The 18282-nt window shown below is 71.1% G+C and carries 13 protein-coding genes; 4 read left to right on the top strand and 9 right to left on the bottom strand.

What is annotated here, in order from left to right:
• Nucleotides 1-28 precede the first annotated feature (28 nt).
• The 5 genes from QRN56_RS09960 to QRN56_RS09940 form a co-directional block, all read right to left on the bottom strand.
• Complete coding sequence (locus tag QRN56_RS09960) at nucleotides 29-2020, bottom strand: glycosyltransferase (RefSeq protein WP_285102778.1); 1992 nt, start codon at nucleotides 2018-2020, stop codon at nucleotides 29-31.
• 6 nt (nucleotides 2021-2026) lie between these two features.
• Nucleotides 2027-3847: a CgeB family protein gene (locus QRN56_RS09955; RefSeq protein ID WP_285102777.1), complete on the bottom strand. Its 1821-nt coding sequence runs from the start codon at nucleotides 3845-3847 to the stop codon at nucleotides 2027-2029.
• Between the two features lie 461 nt (nucleotides 3848-4308).
• Complete coding sequence (gene wecC / locus QRN56_RS09950; RefSeq protein WP_285102776.1) at nucleotides 4309-5559, bottom strand: UDP-N-acetyl-D-mannosamine dehydrogenase; 1251 nt, start codon at nucleotides 5557-5559, stop codon at nucleotides 4309-4311.
• Between the two features lie 21 nt (nucleotides 5560-5580).
• Entirely contained in the window at nucleotides 5581-7404 is a 1824-nt protein-coding gene (locus QRN56_RS09945; RefSeq protein WP_285103157.1) for a glycosyltransferase family protein, read from the bottom strand.
• Between the two features lie 323 nt (nucleotides 7405-7727).
• Nucleotides 7728-8801 carry an LCP family protein gene (locus QRN56_RS09940; RefSeq protein WP_285102775.1) on the bottom strand — a complete coding sequence of 358 codons (1074 nt, stop codon included), beginning with the start codon at nucleotides 8799-8801 and terminating at the stop codon, nucleotides 7728-7730.
• A 244-nt stretch (nucleotides 8802-9045) separates the two neighbouring features.
• Between QRN56_RS09940 and rfbA the strand changes: the two genes are divergently transcribed.
• Nucleotides 9046-9909, top strand: coding sequence for a glucose-1-phosphate thymidylyltransferase RfbA (gene rfbA / locus QRN56_RS09935; RefSeq protein ID WP_285102774.1), 864 nt, complete (start codon nucleotides 9046-9048; stop codon nucleotides 9907-9909).
• A gap of 45 nt (nucleotides 9910-9954) precedes the next feature.
• On the opposite strand, the gene rfbD is transcribed toward rfbA, so the two are convergent.
• Nucleotides 9955-10827 carry a dTDP-4-dehydrorhamnose reductase gene (gene rfbD / locus QRN56_RS09930; RefSeq protein ID WP_285102773.1) on the bottom strand — a complete coding sequence of 291 codons (873 nt, stop codon included), beginning with the start codon at nucleotides 10825-10827 and terminating at the stop codon, nucleotides 9955-9957.
• Between the two features lie 54 nt (nucleotides 10828-10881).
• Between rfbD and QRN56_RS09925 the strand changes: the two genes are divergently transcribed.
• A complete protein-coding gene (locus tag QRN56_RS09925; protein WP_285102771.1) occupies nucleotides 10882-11493 on the top strand; it encodes a dTDP-4-dehydrorhamnose 3,5-epimerase family protein in 612 nt (203 codons plus the stop codon).
• An 86-nt stretch (nucleotides 11494-11579) separates the two neighbouring features.
• Here QRN56_RS09925 and rfbB read toward each other — a convergent pair whose 3' ends face one another.
• Together rfbB and QRN56_RS09915 are read right to left on the bottom strand one after the other, a co-directional pair.
• Nucleotides 11580-12575 (bottom strand): dTDP-glucose 4,6-dehydratase, encoded by a 996-nt coding sequence (rfbB, locus tag QRN56_RS09920; RefSeq protein ID WP_285102769.1) that lies wholly within the window; start codon nucleotides 12573-12575, stop codon nucleotides 11580-11582.
• A 3-nt stretch (nucleotides 12576-12578) separates the two neighbouring features.
• Nucleotides 12579-13745: a nucleotide sugar dehydrogenase gene (locus QRN56_RS09915; protein WP_285102768.1), complete on the bottom strand. Its 1167-nt coding sequence runs from the start codon at nucleotides 13743-13745 to the stop codon at nucleotides 12579-12581.
• Nucleotides 13746-13900: 155 nt separating this feature from the next.
• Between QRN56_RS09915 and QRN56_RS09910 the strand changes: the two genes are divergently transcribed.
• Complete coding sequence (locus QRN56_RS09910) at nucleotides 13901-14701, top strand: siderophore-interacting protein (RefSeq protein ID WP_285102766.1); 801 nt, start codon at nucleotides 13901-13903, stop codon at nucleotides 14699-14701.
• On the opposite strand, the gene QRN56_RS09905 is transcribed toward QRN56_RS09910, so the two are convergent.
• Nucleotides 14688-15362, bottom strand: a complete 675-nt coding sequence (locus tag QRN56_RS09905; RefSeq protein WP_285102764.1) for a DUF402 domain-containing protein — start codon at nucleotides 15360-15362, stop codon at nucleotides 14688-14690. The two genes, QRN56_RS09910 and QRN56_RS09905, sit on opposite strands and share 14 nt — an antisense overlap.
• A 128-nt stretch (nucleotides 15363-15490) precedes the next feature.
• Here QRN56_RS09905 and QRN56_RS09900 point away from each other — a divergent pair, with 128 nt between their 5' ends.
• Nucleotides 15491-18217, top strand: a complete 2727-nt coding sequence (locus QRN56_RS09900; protein ID WP_285102762.1) for a glycosyltransferase — start codon at nucleotides 15491-15493, stop codon at nucleotides 18215-18217.
• Nucleotides 18218-18282 lie beyond the last annotated feature (65 nt).

Here is an 18282-nt window from a genome sequence, read left to right as displayed (position 1 = left end):
TGCCGCCACCAGGTCACCGGGCCGGAGGTCACCGCGTGCTGCGCCGTGTCAACAGGGCGTTGAGGTCGACGGTCAGCCGATCGGCGAACCGTTCGAGGTCGTAGTTCTCCACCACGAATTCTCGCCCCTCCGCCACGCCCTCCACGTAGGTGTCCGCGTCGAGGTTCTTCTCGACGTACGACACCATCTCGTCGACCGAGCGGAAGACGAACCGGGGCGGATACACGTACTCGGCGCCCGGCCAGTCCAGGACCAGGCCCTGTCCACCCGCCGCGAAGCCCTCGGCCGGTGCGAGGTGGAAGCTCTCGTCCTCACTGGTCGACAGGACCCAGCCCGTAGTGGCGAGCTCCGAGCGCATGTCCGCCCAACCGTGGTAGGTGATGGCCGGAGCGAGCTCGTGCTGCTCGACGAAGCGATCGCACCGCTCGAAGTAGTCCCGCTCGGCGTCGTCCTTCCAGATCCAGTCGACCTCGTGCGCGGCCTTGCCGTACACGTGCAGCTGGAAGCGCTCGTCCGACGCCCGGAGGTCGGCGAGGACCTGGAGAGCGCGGAGCATTCCCTTGCGCTCCGGGACCGCACCCACGATGGCCAGACGGTAGACCCGTTCCGGGTCGTCGGCCACGGCGTACGAGTCCACGTCGACCCAGTTGGCCAGCAGCCGCGCCCTGGATCGTGGGATGGGGAAGACCTGCAGGAAGTCCTCCAGCGTCTTCACCGACACCGAGTAGAACCGGTCCACCCGGTCGAGCACCGGATCGAAGCCGAAGTTCCGCTCGAGCTCGAAGCGGTGGCCCCGAACGACGAGCACCTGTTCGGGTCGCACATGCCGCGCGTACCAGGTGGCGTTCCCGAGCAGCCAGTCGCAGAACACGATGTCTGCCCAAGCCAGCAGGCGCTCGGACCGCTTGGCGTCGTGCCGGTCGTGGCCCTCCCACTCGTCCACCATGGTGACGAAGTCGTCCCCGAGGCGGGGCAGAGCTCCCATGATGAACTTCAGGTCGTAGCCGGCGACAAGCAGTCTCGGCGTGATGACGTCGCAGAACGCCTCGTACGCGCCGTCCCTCGCCATCCGGTAGATCTCCTGGATGCGGGGCTTGAACGTGTCGGCGCCAAGCACGCCGTCGTACCTTCGCAGAAAGTCCTGCAGCCGCACGAACGTGTCTCGCGCGATGCTCCCGGACCGCCGTGTATAGAGCGCGACGAGTGCCTCGCGGACCCCGATCCGCCCGCGTCCCGCCAGATAGTCGATCCCGCGCTCGGCGAGCAGTCGCTGCACCGACGTCCAGACGTGCAAGTGGTTACGGAGGGCGGCGTCGTCATAAGCCTGCGTCGAGGAGCGCGCGTCCCGTAGCCGGCGGTCGTACACGTAGAGCGGCGCGTCCGAGTAGTGGACCGAGTCCGCCCGCAGCGCGACCTCGGCGAGAAAGAGCGTGTCCTCGCCCATGCGGACGTCCGGATCCCACCGGATCTGGTGATCCGCCAGGAGCCGCCGACGGATGATGGCCGGAGGCGTGGTGCTCTGCTCGGCGAAGATGCGCTCGATCAGCTGGTCCCGGTCACCGTCCTCCGCAGCATCCGCAAGGCGGTTGCCGACGTAGGTCTCGCCCATGTCGTCGCGCACCAGCAAAGGACCTCGCACGAGATCGGACCCGTTGCGGACGGCGACGTCGAGCGCTACTGCGACACCGGCCGCCAGCAGCTCGTCGTCCGAGTCATGGAAGTAGACGAACTCCCCGCGCGCCGCGTCGACTCCCGCATTGCGTGGTGCCGACGGCGAGCCAGTGTTGTTGGGCAGCCGCACCACCCGCCAGCTCGGGCGTCCCGAGCTGAGGCGTTCGGCGACCTCGACCGTGGCGTCCGTCGAGCAGTCGTCGATCACGACGACCTCGTAGTCCACGCCATGTTCGTCCAGCTCCGACACAGAGGACAGGGCGGACCGGAGGGTCGCCTCCGCGTTGTACGCCGGAATGATGATCGAGAGCTGGACGTCCCTCGGGCCTGCGGCAGTTCTTGCTTCCATGTCTCCTCAGATGCGGTAGAGCCGCTCACGGACGGTGCCATCGAGCACCGGTCGCACGGCGGCGCCCTGCGGCAGCAGCACCGAGACCTCGTCGCCGACACCGCCGTAGTCGTAGTCACGCGTGCCGGCCAGCGCCACTCCGCCGTCGGCATATGCCAGGTGCAGCAGGCCACGGTCCAGGTCGGTCAGCGAGACCGGCCGACTGCCCAGCACGAGCGCCTGCCGGCTCCTCCCGCGCGCGAGCGCCGCCTCGACGAACGGCTCTGCGACCACCTGGACGTGATCTCCGGCGTAGCCGTAAAGCTCCTGGACCGTTGACGGGTCGACGGTGCGCGGCACCACGACGACCGTGCGGGCAACGTGGTCACCGAAGGACCTGCGGGTGTCGAGGACACTCTCGACGGTCTTGCGATCGCTCGCCGTGGCCAGGAGGTCGACCGAGCCGTCGTCGGGCTCGTACGAGATCCCCACCAGGTCGAGAACCTGTCGGAAGCGCCGGGCGTAGGTGTGGTCCTTGAGGACCAGGTCGAGGTTCTTCTCGCGCAGACGCAGGCGGTCGGCCGCGTCCATGTCGCGGACCCGGTCAGGCTCCCTGTCCGCGAAGATCACACCCTCGCCGAAGTACCGCGCCACGCCCGCGGAATAGTTGGAGACGACCAAGGTTCCAGACATGGCGAGCTCGAACACCCGACGCGCGAACATGGTCCGCGAGCGGGTCTCGGTGTTGAAGTTCAGCCCGAACTCGTACTTCTTGTACACCTGGGCAAGGTCGCTGTGCGGGACGGCCGCCCGGGTCAGACCCCGGTAGCGCTCAGGGTAGAAGTGATGCGGGTCGTCGCCACCGTGGTACCGGTCGTAGATGTCGAGGCGGAGTCCTTGTTCGAGGATCCGGTCGAAGACCAATGCCATCGCTGCGCTCCGCGCGACGTGATACGTGTACCAGCTACCGGCGAAGACGATGCTGCCCGGCTCGCGCTCGACCGCATCGGACGGGTTGTAGAGCCGTGGCTGAGCGGCGAAGGGAAGGCAGCCGACGCTGCGAGCGCCCCACTCGACCCGATAGCGGTCCACGCACGCCTCGTCGGTCGTCAGCACGTGGTCGAACTGCGTCGCTGTCCGGACGAAGTCGTGCCTGCGGTCGTAGTAGTGGCTCGGGTCCTCCTTGTTCCAGAAGACCGTCGGTATCCCGTTCGCCCGGCAGTGGGCGACGATCTCGAGCAGAGCCGTACGGTTCTCGTGCGCCCACGCGTTGGTTGCGTAGACCTTGCCGCGCCACTCCCGCTCCGGCGTCACGCCCGCCCAGGCTGACTCGCAGAACAACAGCTCGGGAGCGTGCTCCTCGAACTGTTCCCGCCATCGAGCGGGGTCGAGCGCCACCGCGTCGCACTCGTCACGGAAGGAGTTGAAGGTGAAGGTGTCGGCGATGAACGCCACCCGCACGTCCTGGGCCTCGCGTCGGCCCGCCGCCAGCGACTCCTGCCGCACCTCGACGCTGTTGACGAGCCGGTACGGGATGTTCCCGCCCGCCTTGCGCACCGTGAAGCGCACCGCTGCGGCCGAGTCGGGTACCACGAGGCTGGTCTTCCGGCGGAGTGCGCCAGGTACGTAGGGCAGGGTGGTCGTGGGCACCGGATGGCCGACCGGCTCGCCGTCGGCGCGGACGTACTGTGTGTCCACCTGCAGTGCCCGGGGGTTGGGGGCCGCCGACGGCGAACGCAGCGAGAACTCCGCCTCGAGCCGTCCGCCACCGCGCACGGGGACGGTGAACGTGGTCGGTTCGTCCGGCGAGATGGTCACCAGCGCGGTGGTCGCCGAGTCGTCGTCCACCCGCACGTGCCAGCTCTCGACGGCCAGCGGTGAACCACCTCGGCCCGTGCGGAGCTGTCGGACGGGGGCCGTTGGAGCGGCAGCCGCACCTCCCGGCTGCTTCGGCGGTACGGCAGGAACCGTACCCGCGGCCCGTGGCGTCGGAGAGGCCGCCTGCCGAGCGGTGACGCCGCGACTGCCGCTCTGGTCGGGGTGGCCGGCCTTCCGGGTCAGTGCACGGGTGGAGGCATGGATGGCGGCCAGGTGCACACGGACACTGCGATGCTGCACGTGGACCGCAGCTGCGAGCGCGAGCGAGACGACCGCTACGAAGGCCGTCAGTGCCCAGGACCGCGTCAGCGTCCCGACCACCGCGGTGGCCACGGCTCCACAGAGCGCAGCGGCGACTGCGACCGGCTGGATCCTCGCCACCAGCGCGCGCCGCGCTCTGCCCAGGACACGCCTGATCCGTGATCGCACGGTCACCCCCACACGCCGCGCGTGTCGACCAGCGGCGTCGTGCCCAGCCCCAGGGCCTCCGTGTCCGCGTGCTTGAACGCCGAGTGGTCCACGAGCAGCACCACCACGTCGGCCTTCGGCACCGCGTCCTCCAGCGTGGTGAGCAGCACGTTCCGCCGGTTGGCCAGCTCCTTGGGCAGCTCCTCGATGTGCGGCTCGACGACCAGCACGTCGGATTCGGCGAACTCGTCGGCCAGCCGCCCCGCGATCCGGCGGGCCGGCGACTCGCGCAGGTCGTCGATGTCCGGCTTGAACGCGAGCCCCAGCACGGCGATGGTCGGCTCGGTCATGCCCTGCGCGGCCGCCCGCACCTTGTCGAGCACCCACTCGGGCTTGGCGTCGTTGACCTCGCGCGCCGCCCGGATCAGGCGCGCCTCCTCCGGAGCGGCGTCCACGATGAACCAGGGGTCCACGGCGATGCAGTGCCCGCCCACCCCGGGGCCGGGCTGGAGGATGTTGACCCGCGGGTGATGGTTCGCGAGGCGGATGAGCTCCCAGACGTCGACGTCGAGCCGGTCCGCGATCACCGAGAGCTCGTTGGCGAAGGCGATGTTCACGTCGCGGAACGAGTTCTCGACGAGCTTCGCGAGCTCGGCGGTGACCGCGTCGGTCAGCAGGATCTCGCCCTGGCAAAAGACCCGGTACAGGTCGCGGGCTCGCTGCGCGGCCTCCGGCGTCAGGCCGCCGACGATCCGGTCGTTCGTGACGAGCTCGACCATGACGCGGCCCGGCAGCACGCGCTCCGGGCAGTGCGCCACGTGGATCACCGGCCGCGAGCCGGAGCCGTCGAGGCTGAGGTCCGGGCGCTCGTCGAGGATCCACTGCGCCATCTGCGCGGTGGCACCGGGCGGCGAGGTCGACTCCAGGACCACGAGCTCGCCGCCGCGCAGCCTGGGCGCGAGCGCCTCCGCCGCGGACCTGATGTAGCTGAGGTCCGGCTCGTGGTCGCCGGTGAACGGCGTGGGCACGGCCACGACGAACGCGTCGGCCTCCTCCGGTGCGGACACGGCACGGAGCCGCTCACCGGTCACCGCAGCCGAGACGTACCCGGCCAGGTCAGGTTCGACGAACGGCACCTGGCCGCGGTTCACGGCGTCGACCGTCGTCTGGTTGACGTCCACGCCGATGACGTCGACACCGTTGGCCGCCAGGATCGCGGCCGTCGGCAGACCGATATAACCGAGGCCGATCACGGCAACGGTGCTGATACCCATTGAGTTCTCTCTTTCGTACGTTCAGAACATGACGTGCGTCGCCGCACGTCCGTAGTGCCGGAGCTCGCCGCTCGCGAGCAGCTCGGCCTCCGTCACGGACCACGAGTGCCCGCCCGGGGCCGAGCGCACCTGGATGAAGTTGAACCGGTCGGCCGAGTAGACGGTCCCGGACGCCTCGACGACGTCGGCCAGGAAGGCCGTGTCCTCGCCACGCCCCAGCGGGCGGAAGCGCACGGTGGAAGCGGTCTCACGCGCAGCGACGATCGTCGGCCCCATCACGCGGTCGGTGTACCGGTGCTCGCGGTCCGCGAACCGCAGGATCGTCGCGTCGGCGCCCTCGAGGTACATGTAGTGCGCCTGCTTGCCCACCACGTCCGCGCCGGAGTACGCCAGCGCGTACAGCTGGTCGGACAGGTACTGCGGGCCGTACAGGTCGTCGTCGTCGATCTTGGCCACGACGTCGCCGTCGGCCGTGTCCAGCAGCAGGTTCAGGCACGTGCCCAGCGGCACGTCCGCCGTCGCCGAGAGCAGCTCCAGCGAGCCGACGCCGGCCTCCTTGGCGCGGGCGCGCAGGTCGGCGTCGTCCGCCTCGAAACCGTGTGTGAGCAGCGCGACCTGCAGGTCCACGCCCTCCTGGGCGCCGAGCACGCCGAGCACGTGGTCGAGCTGGTGCGGGCGGTTCGTGGAGACCAGGGCGGTCACGGTCGGCCGGGCGACGACGGGCGAGCCGGCCAGGCCGACGTCGGCCAGCACCTTCTGCGAGCGGACGGCGTAGGTGTGCTCGCGCCAGATGCGGCGCTGGCCCTTGTGGACCGCCCGGTCGCGCAGCTCGGACGAGCGCACGAGCGCCCGGATCGCGTGCGCGCCGGCCTCGCGGGTCCCGGCGACGAAGACCTCGTCGCCGGGGAAGTACTCCCCGACGGCCGCGCTCGGCGTCGAGACGACGGGCGTGCCGGAGGCGGTGATCTCGAAGATCCGGCGCGCGCACATCGACGGCGAGCCGACCACCGAGTTCACGTTGAGGAAGACCTTGTACTCGCGGTAGGCGGTCAGCATCCGGTCGTAGTCGAGCGAGCCGACGACGCGCCCGTCCAGCGGCGCCGGGAACTGGTACTTCTCGTCCTTGCCGCGGAACCGGCTGAAGATCTCCAGGCCGTGCCCCATCTTGGGCGAGACGTCGAGCGCCGCCCCGAGCAGCAGGTCCATCTGCTCGCGCCGCTCCGGGTACTTGTGCGCGAAGTACATCCCGGCGAACGCGACGTCGCGCTCCGGACCGCGGCCGTGGAGCCGCACGGGGTTGTGGATCGCGGGCTGCGCGGCGAACTCCAGCACACCCACCCGGTCGTGGCCCAGGGCCTCGACGTAGGCGGGCACGCGGTCGACGTCCGTGGTGTAGACCCGGTCGAACAGCCGGGCGGCGTCGAGGAAGTCCGCGAAGTGGACCGGGTCCTCCTTGTTCCAGAACACCGTGGGCACGCCCGCCGCGCGGCAGGCCGCGACGAGCTCGACGAGGGCCGGCCGCGGGGCCGACGTGCCGGTCAGGTGGTACTGCCACGCGCCGGCGTTGCCGTTCCACGCGGACTCCACGAAGAGCAGGTCCAGGCCGCTCGCCAGCTCGTCCCGCCAGGTCGTGGGGGTCAGCGGCACCTGGTCCCACTCGGGCGCGAACGCGAGCCGCGAGAAGTCGTCCAGGATGACGCCGACCCGCAGGGCGCGCGGCCCGCCGACGGGGTCGCGCCCGGCCGCAGTGCCGCGGGCTGCCAGGCCCGACGTCGGGCGGGCCGGCCACGGGTCGAACGTCAGCCCGTCCTTCGTCAGGCGCGAACCGCCGACCTGCCCGGCCATCGGCACCCGCTGCCTGCGCAGATGCGTCCGCAGCTGGTCGAGGCCGCCGTGGCGCAGGTGCCACACCGCACGACGGAGCCCTCGCACCACGCCCGGCGCACGATCCTTCACGGCAAGAATGTCCTTGTCTGCCCGAAGGCATTCAGCGATAAGGGCACCCCGCCAGGCGCGAAAGGAAGGTGCCGGAGGTCCAGGATGCGCCATTGGTGAACTGATGCTACAAGCGGCCCATGTCCCTCAATTGCCGAAAGCGGGTGAAAGGAGCAGAGATTCACCCGGGCAATATTTCGGCCGGTCAACTTTCGGCAGCGCGGCGGCCCCGGCTACTCCACGACGGCGGGCAGCGTGTCGATCCCGCCCGGCGACTCCGCCAGGTAGACGGGCAGCTCGTCGCGCGCCACGGCCGCCATGAGCGGGTCGAGCGCGTCCCGGTCGAGCAGCACGATCGACTGCCCGTCGTCGCTGCGGCCGGTCCCCGAGTAGGGCGCGGTCAGGAACGTGATGTCGCTGGTGGAGAGGTCCTTGGCGCTGACGGCCAGCTCCAGCATCCGGTCGATCGTGAGGTCCGGGTCGACGGCCACGGCCCGGACCGCCGCCTCCAGGAACTTGGACATCTTCAGCAGGTCGCTCTTGTTCTCGGTGGCCTTCGAGGCGATGGCCCGCATCCAGGCCTGCTGCCGCTGCACGCGACCGAAGTCGCCGTTCGCCAGCGCGTACCGCTCGCGCGTGAACTCCAGCGCCTCCTGGCCCGTCATCGTCTGCTCCACCGAGCCGCCCCCGCCGTCGGGCACCGTGATCTCCACGCCGCCGAGGGTGTCGGTGAGCGTCGTGAAGGACTCGAAGTCGCTCACCGCGAAGTGGTCGATGCGCACCCCGGTCAGGGCCTCGACCGTCTGGACCATCAGGCCCGGGCCGCCGAACGAGAACGCCGCGTTGATCTTGCCCTCGCCGAAGCCGGGGATGTCCACCCAGGAGTCCCGCGGGATCGAGATCACCGCGGCCGACTTCCGGTCCCCCGACAGGTGCAGGAGCAGGATCGCGTCGGTGCGCTGCGCGCCGAGCTCCCAGGCGGAGGGGTCGCCGGCGGAGATCCGGCTGTCGGAGCCGAGCGCCAGGATGTTCACGGGCGCGGCGGTGCCCTCCACGGGGGCCGGCTCGGGGCGGGCGGCCTCGTCGATGTCGGCGAACGGGTCCTCGATGCGCTCGATCTTCTCGTCGAGCGAGATCTTGTAGCCGTAGTAGGCCATGGCCCCGCTGGCGCAGACGAGCACCAGGGCGCCGATGATCACCAGCGCGACGAACCCCTTGCCCCGGCGACGGCGACGCGCGGGAGCCGGCTCGGGTTCGGCGGGGCGCGGCGCGGTACGGAGGTCGCTGACTCCATCAGGTCCATGCATACCCATCTGAGTACCGCTCGGAGGACCGGCGCCGCATCACCCTGCGAAAGAGATCACCCGTGGTTCACCCTGCCCCTGACCTGCACGACAACGGCCCGTGTGCGAGAAGAGGATTTCATCCGGGTGAATTCTGCGCGGGTATTTCCTGATGAGAGAAAGACGACGGGGGAAGAGCGGGAGAACACGTTCCGACCGGCCGGTTCCACCCTCCGGTGACCGGCCGCCGCGTGGGAAGATCCGGCTCATGCGCGGAATCATTCTCGCCGGCGGTTCAGGGACACGGCTGCACCCGATCACCCAGGGGATCAGCAAGCAGCTCGTGCCCGTCTACGACAAGCCGATGATCTACTACCCGCTCTCCACCCTGATCCTGGCCGGGATCCGCGACATCCTGGTCATCACCACCCCGCACGACGCCGGCCAGTTCGAGCGGCTGCTCGGCGACGGCTCGCAGTTCGGCATCTCGATCACCTACACGACGCAGGCGTCGCCCGACGGCCTCGCCCAGGCCTTCGTGCTCGGCGAGGAGTTCCTCGGCGCAGACTCGGCCGCGCTCGTGCTGGGCGACAACATCTTCTACGGCCCCGGCTTGGGCCATCAGCTCACCCGGTTCGCAGACCTCGACGGGGGTGCGGTCTTCGCCTACCGCGTCGCCGATCCCACCGCCTACGGCGTGGTCGAGTTCGACGAGCACGGCAAGGCGCTCTCGCTGGAGGAGAAGCCCGCCCGCCCCAAGTCGAGCTACGCCGTGCCCGGCCTGTACTTCTACGACAACGACGTCGTGGCCATCGCCAAGGGGCTCGAGCCCTCGGCACGCGGCGAGTACGAGATCACCGACATCAACGCCGAGTACCTGCGCCAGGACCGGCTCCAGGTCGAGGTGCTGCCGCGCGGCACCGCCTGGCTCGACACGGGGACCTTCGACTCGCTGCTGGAGGCCTCGGACTACGTCCGCACCATCGAGCGACGCCAGGGCCTCAAGATCGGCGCCCCGGAGGAGGTCGCCTGGCGCCGCGGTTTCCTGTCCGACGACGACCTGCGCGCCCGGGCGGAGAAGCTCACCAAGTCCGGCTACGGCACCTACCTGCTGAGCCTCCTGGAGTCCTGACCGCCGGGGTGCGGCGCCCGACCGCCGGGGCGGAGCGCCACGCGCTCAGCGGGTCCCCAGCACCGTCGGCGCCGCGGCCTTCCAGCGGTCGGCCCAGTCGCCGATCGGCTCCACGCCGACCTCCCGGAGCCGGTCGTGCCCCAGCACCGAGAACGCCGGCCGGGGCGCCGGGAGCCGGTAGGCGGCGCTCGTGGTCGGGTCCACCGGCGTCGTCTGCCCGGCGGCCGCCACCACCTCGCGGGCGAACCCGTGCCACGTCACCTGGCCCGACGCCGTCCCGTGGTACAGCCCGCCGGGCGCCCGTGCCGCCACGAGCCGCACGATCAGGTCCGCCAGGTCCGCGGTCCAGGTGGGCTGACCGGTCTGGTCGTCCACGACGCTCAGCCGGTCCCGCTCCCCCGCCACCCGCGCGATGGTCTGAGGGAAGCACTTGCCGCCCGCACCGTAGAGCCACGCGGTCCGGACCACGAGGGCGTCCGGCGCGTACGCCCGCACGGCCCACTCGCCGGCGGCCTTGGTCCGTCCGTAGGCCGACCGGGGGTCCACCGGCGCGTCCTCGGCGTAGGGCTCTGTCGCGCCGCCGTCGAACACGTAGTCCGTGGACACGTGGACCAGGCGCGCCCCGGACGCCGCGGCGGCGCGCGCGAGGTGCGCGGGCCCGGTCGCGTTGGCGGCGAAGGCTTCCGCCTCGTGCGTCTCGGCGTCGTCGACGGCGGTCCAGCCCGCGCAGTTGACGACGACGTCGTGACCCGCCACCGCGGCGAGCACGTCCGACGCGTCGGTGATGTCGACGTCGGACCGGCGGATCCCGGCCACCTCGTGGCCCGCGCCACGGGCGGCGGCCACCATGTCCTGGCCGAGCATGCCCGCCGCGCCGAAGACCACCCACTGCTGTGCCGTGCTGCGTCCGCTGGTCACCCTAGGATCCTAACCAGGGCCGCAGGACCGCCGACGAACCACGCGAGGAGTTCCATGGAGTACCGCGAGCTGACCGTGCCCGGCGCCTTCGAGATCACCCCGAAACAGTTCGGGGATCCGCGCGGACTCTTCCTGGAGGCGTTCAAGGCGGGCCCGTTCGCCGACGCCGTCGGGCACGCCTTCGACCTGCAGCAGGCCAACTGCTCGGTGTCGGCCGCCGGAGTGGTCCGCGGCGTCCACTTCGCCGACGTGCCGCCCAGCCAGGCCAAGTACGTCATGTGCGTCAGCGGCGCGGTGCTCGACGTCGTCGTGGACCTCCGCGTGGGTTCGCCCGCCTTCGGCACCTGGGACGCCGTGCTCCTGGACGACGTCGACCGCCGCGCCGTCTACCTGTCCGAGGGCCTGGGCCACGCCTTCATGTCCCTCGAAGACGGCTCCACGGTGCTCTACCTCTGCTCGAGCGGCTACGCCCCGGGCCGCGAGCACGGCGTCCACCCCCTCGACGAGGACCTCGCCATCACCTGGCCCACCACGGCCCGCGACGGCACCCCCCTCAAGCCCCTGCTCTCGGACAAGGACGAGGCAGCCCCCAGCCTCGCCGAGGCCAGGGAAAAGGGCCTGCTCCCCACCATGGAGTCGGTCACCAGCTACCTCGCCGGTCCCTAGCCACCCCAACGACCAGGCCTTTGACAGAGGCCAACTACGCCACCTCAGGACCGCCAGCCGAACGACGAGGCCGGGGCGCCGAAAAGCTACTGTCCCGAGGCGGCGTACTTGGCCTCCGTCAGCGCCTTCGCCCCCCTCCACCAGGGCTCGTTCTCCCGGTACCACTCCACGGTCGCCTCCAGCCCCGCCCGGAAGTCCGTGTACCGCGGCACCCACCCCAGCTCCGTCCGGAGCCGGCTGGCGTCGATCGCGTACCGCAGGTCGTGCCCGGGCCGGTCGGTCACGTGGTCGAAGTCGTCGGCGTCCCGCCCGAAGATCTCCAGGAGGGTCCGCACCACGTCGAGGTTGCTGGTCTCGCCGTCGGCGCCGATCAGGTACGTCTCGCCGATGCTGCCCTTGTCGATGATCGTCCACACTGCCGCGTTGTGGTCCTCGACGTGGATCCAGTCGCGCACGTTGAGCCCCGCGCCGTACAGGCGCGGACGCACGCCGTCGATCAGGTTGGTGACCTGACGCGGGATGAACTTCTCGATGTGCTGGTACGGGCCGTAGTTGTTCGAGCAGTTGGAGATGGTGGCCTGGACGCCGAACGACCGGACCCAGGCCCGGACCAGGAGGTCGGAGCCCGCCTTGGTCGACGAGTACGGCGACGACGGGTTGTACGGCGTCTCCGGCGTGAACCGGTCCGGGGTGTCGAGCGGCAGGTCCCCGTACACCTCGTCCGTCGAGATGTGGTGGAACCGCACGTCGTGCCTGCGCACCGCCTCCAGCAGCGTGAACGTGCCCACCAGGTTCGTCTGTACGAACGGCGACGGGTCGTTCAGCGAGTTGTCGTTGTGCGACTCGGCCGCGAAGTGCACGACCAGGTCCGACTCCGCCACGAGCCGGTCCACGAGCGGCGCGTCGGCGATCGACCCGACCACCAGCTCCACCCGGTCCGCGACCGGGTCGAGCGAGGTACGGTCGCCCGCGTAGGTCAGGGCGTCGAGCACCGTGACCCGCGCGTCGGGGCGCTCGCGCACCGTCTGGTGCACGAAGTTCGCGCCGATGAAGCCCGCGCCGCCGGTGACCAGGACGCGCATCGGTCAGTCCCGTCCGTAGATGTCGCGGGTGTAGACCTTGTCCGCGACGTCGTCGAGCACCTCGGTGCGCCGGTTGGCGATGATGACGTCCGCGCGCGTCTTGAACTGGTCCAGGTCGCGCACGACCTCCGAGGAGAAGAAGTCGTCCTGCTCGAGGGTGGGTTCGTAGACGATGACCTCGATGCCCTTGGCCTTGATCCGCTTCATGATGCCCTGGACGCTGGAGTCGCGGAAGTTGTCCGACCCGGCCTTCATCACCAGCCGGTACACGCCCACGGTCTTCGGCTCCCGGCGCAGGATGTCCGCGGCCACGAAGTCCTTGCGGGTGGTGTTGGCGTCGACGACCGCGTTGATCAGGTTCTGCGGCACGGTGGCGTAGTTGGCCAGCAGCTGCTTGGTGTCCTTGGGCAGGCAGTACCCGCCGTAGCCGAAGGACGGGTTGTTGTAGTGCGTCCCGATCCGCGGGTCCAGGCCCACGCCCTCGATGATCTGCGCGGTGTCCAGGCCGTGGGTGGCCGCGTAGGTGTCCAGCTCGTTGAAGTACGCCACCCGCAGCGCCAGGTAGGTGTTGGCGAACAGCTTGATCGCCTCGGCCTCGGTCGGGTGGGTCAGGAGGACCGGGGTGGTCTCGTCCAGCGCGCCCTCCAGCAGGAGGTCGGCGAACTGCCTGCCGCGGTCGCCGCGGTCCCCGACCACGATGCGCGAGGGGTGCAGGTTGTCGTACAGGGCCCGGCCCTCGCGCAGGAACTCCGGGGAGAAGACGATCGCGGCCCCCGGGTGCTCGGCCCGCATGCGCTCGGTGAACCCGACCGGGATCGTCGACTTGATCACGATCGTCGCGTCGGGCACGCGCTCCAGGACGTCGTCGATCACGGTCTCGACCGAGGACGTGTCGAAGAAGTTGGTGACCTCGTCGTAGTTGGTCGGCGTCGCGATCACCACGACACCGGCCTCCGCGTACGCCTGTTCCTTGTCCAGGGTCGCGGTCAGTGCCAGCTCGCGGCCGGCCAGGTACTCCTCCAGCTCGGGGTCCACGATCGGCGAGATCCGGTCGTTGACCTGGGCCACCTTGACCGGGTCGACGTCCAGCGCCCACACCTCGTGCTTCTGCGCGAGCAGCACCGCGTTCGACAGCCCGACATACCCCGTACCGACAACAGCGATCTTCACGACCAGGCTCCTGACAGGAAGAGTTCGACAACGGGCCCATGGTAGGCGCGCCGCCCGGTCCGTAGGACAAGCGCCGGAGCGCCCGACAAGTGCTTCATTCAGTGACGCACGCCACACCGGCACCCCAGCGCGCCCGAGGTTAGGCTTGCCTCACCATGTCACAGACCACCAGCGCACCGACCGAGAAGCCCCGCAGAGGCGTCCGCACCACGGCTACCGTGACAGCGGTCCGGCAGCTCACCCCGCACATGATCCGGGTGACGCTCGGCGGCACGGCCTTGGCCGACGCCGACATCACGCCGTTCACCGACCGCTACGTCAAGCTGGTCATGGCCGAGCCCACCGAGCCCGAGGGCCGCCCCGTCCTGCGCACCTACACGATCCGCGACGTGACCGCGTCCGGCTGGGACATCGACATCGTCACGCACGGCGACGTGGGCCACGGCGGCCCGTGGGCGCAGCGGGTCCAGCCGGGCGACGAGGTCTCCTTCGTGGGCCCGGGCGGCGACTACGCGCCGTCCCCCGACGCGCCGTGGCACCTCCTGGCCGGTGACGAGTCCGCCCTCCCGGCCATCGCGGCCACGTGCGAGGCCCTGCCCGAGGACGCCGTGGCGCACGTCTTCGTCGAGGTCGCCGACGCGTCCGAGGAGCAGGAGATCACCAGCGCCGCGAACCTGCACCTCACCTGGGTCCACCGGTCCACGGGGGCGAGCCTGGCCGACGTCGTGCAGGCCGCCGAGCTGCCGGACGGTACCCCGCACACGTTCCTGCACGGCGAGGCCGGCTGCGTGCGCGACCTGCGCCGCTGGGCGCGCGGGACGCTGGGCGTCCCGCGCGAGCTGCTCTCGGCGTCGGGCTACTGGCGGCTCGGCCGCGACGACGAGCGCTGGCGCGCGGAGAAGCCCGAGTGGCGAGCCGCCGTCGAGCAGGACGACCTGGTGCTCAGCGCCCGCTGAGCCCGTCGAGGACCGCGAACCAGCGGTCCGCCGTCGGGCCGTCGTACGGCGCTTCCCCGGCCCGCACCGTCTCGAGCAGCGCGTCGGCGTCCGCCCGTACCCGGGCCACGACCGACGGCGGGTAGCCGTACCGGACGGAGTGCTCCGCGAACTCGTCCTCGTCGTCGATGAAGAACTCGCCCTGCTCCCTGGCTCGCTCGCTGCCCGGCCGCAGGGCGAGCACGTCGAGGTCCATGTCGATGCCCGAGACCTCGAACGCCGGGCCGCGGCCGTCCCCGCCGTCGGGCACGGCGCGCCACTGCGGGACCGTCGTGAGGTCGATGTAGAGGCGCACGCCCCGCGGGTGGCCGCGGTAGATGTCCGCGACCCACCCGACGTCGCCGAACAGCACGACGCCGGGGCAGCGCGTCCGGTACTCCCGGCCGGGCCTGCTGAACCGCGTCCCGGAGCGGTAGCCGAGCCACACGCCGTGCTCGTCCCGGCCGAGGTGCACGGCGTCGAACCGCCAGTGCGGCGTGCCGTCCCACTTGCGCATGCGGCAGCCCACGAGGGTGCCCGGCTCCGTCGGCCGCGACGACGGCTCCGAGGGTGGCTCCGGGAGCAGCCCGGACGGCGGCTGCGACGACGAAAAGGCCTGGTCAGCAGGTTGTTGCGCAGACATGTCCGGGAGCCTACCCAGTCGTCGTCGGGGCGTAACCGGAGGGCACTACGCTCTGGCCACCGTCGGCTCCGTGCACAGGCCGGTACGACGGTTCTCCTGCTCAACCGTCGACCCCACGAGGAGTCTTCATGTCCCCTGCAAGCCGCCGTCTCGCCGCGTCCGGTGAGACTGCGCACCAGGTCCCGGCCGCCGACGAGATGATCGCCGAGGCGCTGCTCACCGCCACCGCCGAGACCCTGTACAACCCGCATCCCGACAAGCCGGGCCCGTTACCCGAGGCCCGGCCCGTGCCGACTCCCGACCAGGAGTCCTGGACCCAGGCCAAGGAGCCCAGCCGCCAGCCGCGGGAGGTGTGGTCCGCCCCGGACCGCGCCGCCGACCGCCCGTTCCAGGAACGTCCCGAACCCCTCTCCGGCGACGCCGTGGTCACCGCCGCCCTGCGTCGCGGCCTGCCCGTCGACGAGGCCGTCACCACCTCCATCCGCACCGCCGGCACCCTGGACACCGGCCAGTGGCGGTCGCTCTGCCACTCGCTCATGGCGCACCCCGAGACGCGCCGTGCCGGGGTCGCCGGAGCCGCGCTGATCGCGCAGCGGGTGGGCCTGCGCGAGCTCGCCTGGGACCTGCTGCGCCAGCTCGGGCCGGACGACGCCGCCCGCCTCGCCCCGGCGGAGTACGTCCGGGCGGGCATCGCCATGGCCAGCCCCGACGTGGCCCGCACCGCGGCGACGTGGGTGCGGCACGGGATCGTGTCCGACGCTCCGGTGCTGCTCGACCTCGCGCGGCTGCTGTTCATCGCCGACGAGGCCGCGCTGGCCGCCGAGGCCCTCGACGCCGCCCGCCGTGCGACCGGCCTGACCGACCAGGTCCAGGCCTCGATCGACCACCTGGCGCCCTGGATCGAGAAGGCGCACCGGCCGGCCGCACCGGCCCGGGTCCCGGCCGGGCACGTGTCGTTCGCCGTGCTCGACTACAAGGCGCCCGACGAGAACGTGGCGTCCACCAACATCGGCGACACGGTCCAGACCGTCGCGAGCCTCGGTCACCTGCTGCGGCACGAGGGCCTGCGCCTGCACGGCGACGCCGCCGTCACCGAGCCCGTCCGGCTCCTCGCCGGCCGCGTGCGGCCCGAGCACGTCGTGCCCGGTCCCGGCGCCGACGTCGACCTGACCCTGGTCCAGCGGGACATGTCGCGGCTGGACGCCGTGCCGGAGAACACGTGGATGCTGGCCTACGGCTGGTACATGCACAGCCAGTTCGACCTGCGGTTCGACTTCCCGTTCCACGAGAACCTGCAGCCGCTGTTCGTGTCGTTCCACATCAACAAGCACGCCGTGCTCACGCCCACCGCCGTCGACTACCTCAGGGCCCACGGGCCGATCGGCTGCCGGGACTGGACCACCGTGCACCTGCTGCTCAACGCCGGCGTCCCGGCGTTCTTCAGCGGCTGCCTCACCACCACCGTCGACACCGTGTTCCCGGCCGGCTTCACGCCGGCGCCCGCCGGGGCCCCGGCCGTGTACGTGGACACGGCCGTCCCGGAGCACGACGCCGCGGCCGAGTCCGTCACGCACCTCTACCCCGAGGTGCGCCGCAACTCCTTCGCCCGCAACGTGCGCGACGCCGTCGACCTGCTCGACGCCTACCGCAGCCGGTACTCACACGTGGTCACCTCGCGCCTGCACGCCTTCCTGCCCGCGTGGTCCATCGGGGCCGACGTCGACTTCCGGCCCCGGAACGACGCCGACATCCGCTTCGCCGGCCTGCTCGACGCCGACGAGGCTGGCCGGCGCGCCATGCAGCGGCGCATCCGGGACGTCGTCGCGCCCGCGATGTCCAGGATCCTCGCCGGGGCCACGCGCGACGAGGTCTACGCGACCTGGGCCGCCACCGTGGCCTCCGAGGTCGAGCTGGCGCGGGCGGTGCACGCCACACCCGTGGCGGTGCCGCCCGGCACCTGCGACGTGGCCGGCATCGTCGCCGGGGTGCGCGCCACGCGGACCCTCGTGGAGGCCGTCTCGCCCCGCGGCGGGACGGGCGCGGCGCTGAACATCGCGGTGGCGCTCGACGGCAACCTGCGCTCCCAGATGGAGGTGGTGGTGGCCGGGGTGGTGCGGCACACCGACCGCCCGGTGCGCGTCGTGGCGCTGACGCGCGACCACACGCCGGCCGACCACGCCCGGCTCGCCGCGCTGTTCCCCGAGGTCACGTTCGAGTGGTACTCGTGCGACGGGATCGACTACGGGCCCGTGCTCGGCATGCTCAAGCACATCACGGTCGCCACGATGGACCGGCTGCTGCTGCCCGACCTGCTGCCGCACCTCGATCGCGTGCTCTACCACGACCTGGACGCGCTGTGCGTGGTGGACGTGGCCGAGCTGTACGACACCGACCTCGGCGGCGCGCCGCTGGCGGCCCGCCCGTCGATCTCGTACAACTACCGGCACGGCGTCGGGAACGTCATCCGGTCCACACGACTGCTCCAGCACGACCCGGGCGCCGCGCGCGACCTGGTGCGGGCCATGATGCAGCGGCACCGGCACGGCTACCAGGGCTTCAACGCGGGCATCCTGGTGCTCGACCTGGCGGTCATGCGCGCCGACGGCTTCACCACGGAGTTCGTGCCGTACGCGGAGCGGTACGGGCTCAACGACCAGGACGTGCTGAACGCCTACGCCGGGTCGCGCTACCGCGTCCTGGACGCCCGGTGGAACGCGTGGCCCACGCAGGAGCTCGTCACCGAGCCCGGGCTGATCCACTGGGCCGGGCCGGTCAAGCCCTGGCACGAGGACCGGTACATCCTGCTCAAGGAGCACTGGACGGCCGCGGAGACCTGGCTGGCCGCCCGCCGCTAGCCCGCCGGCAACGTTGAGTGCTGGATATTCGCCCTTCTGGCACACGAAAAAAGGCGAATATCCAG

This window comes from Promicromonospora sp. MEB111 (assembly GCF_030209445.1).
Classification (GTDB): Bacteria; Actinomycetota; Actinomycetes; order Actinomycetales; family Cellulomonadaceae; genus Promicromonospora.
Note: the sequence above shows the minus strand (reverse complement) of the source record. Positions and strands in the feature narration are given on the sequence as shown.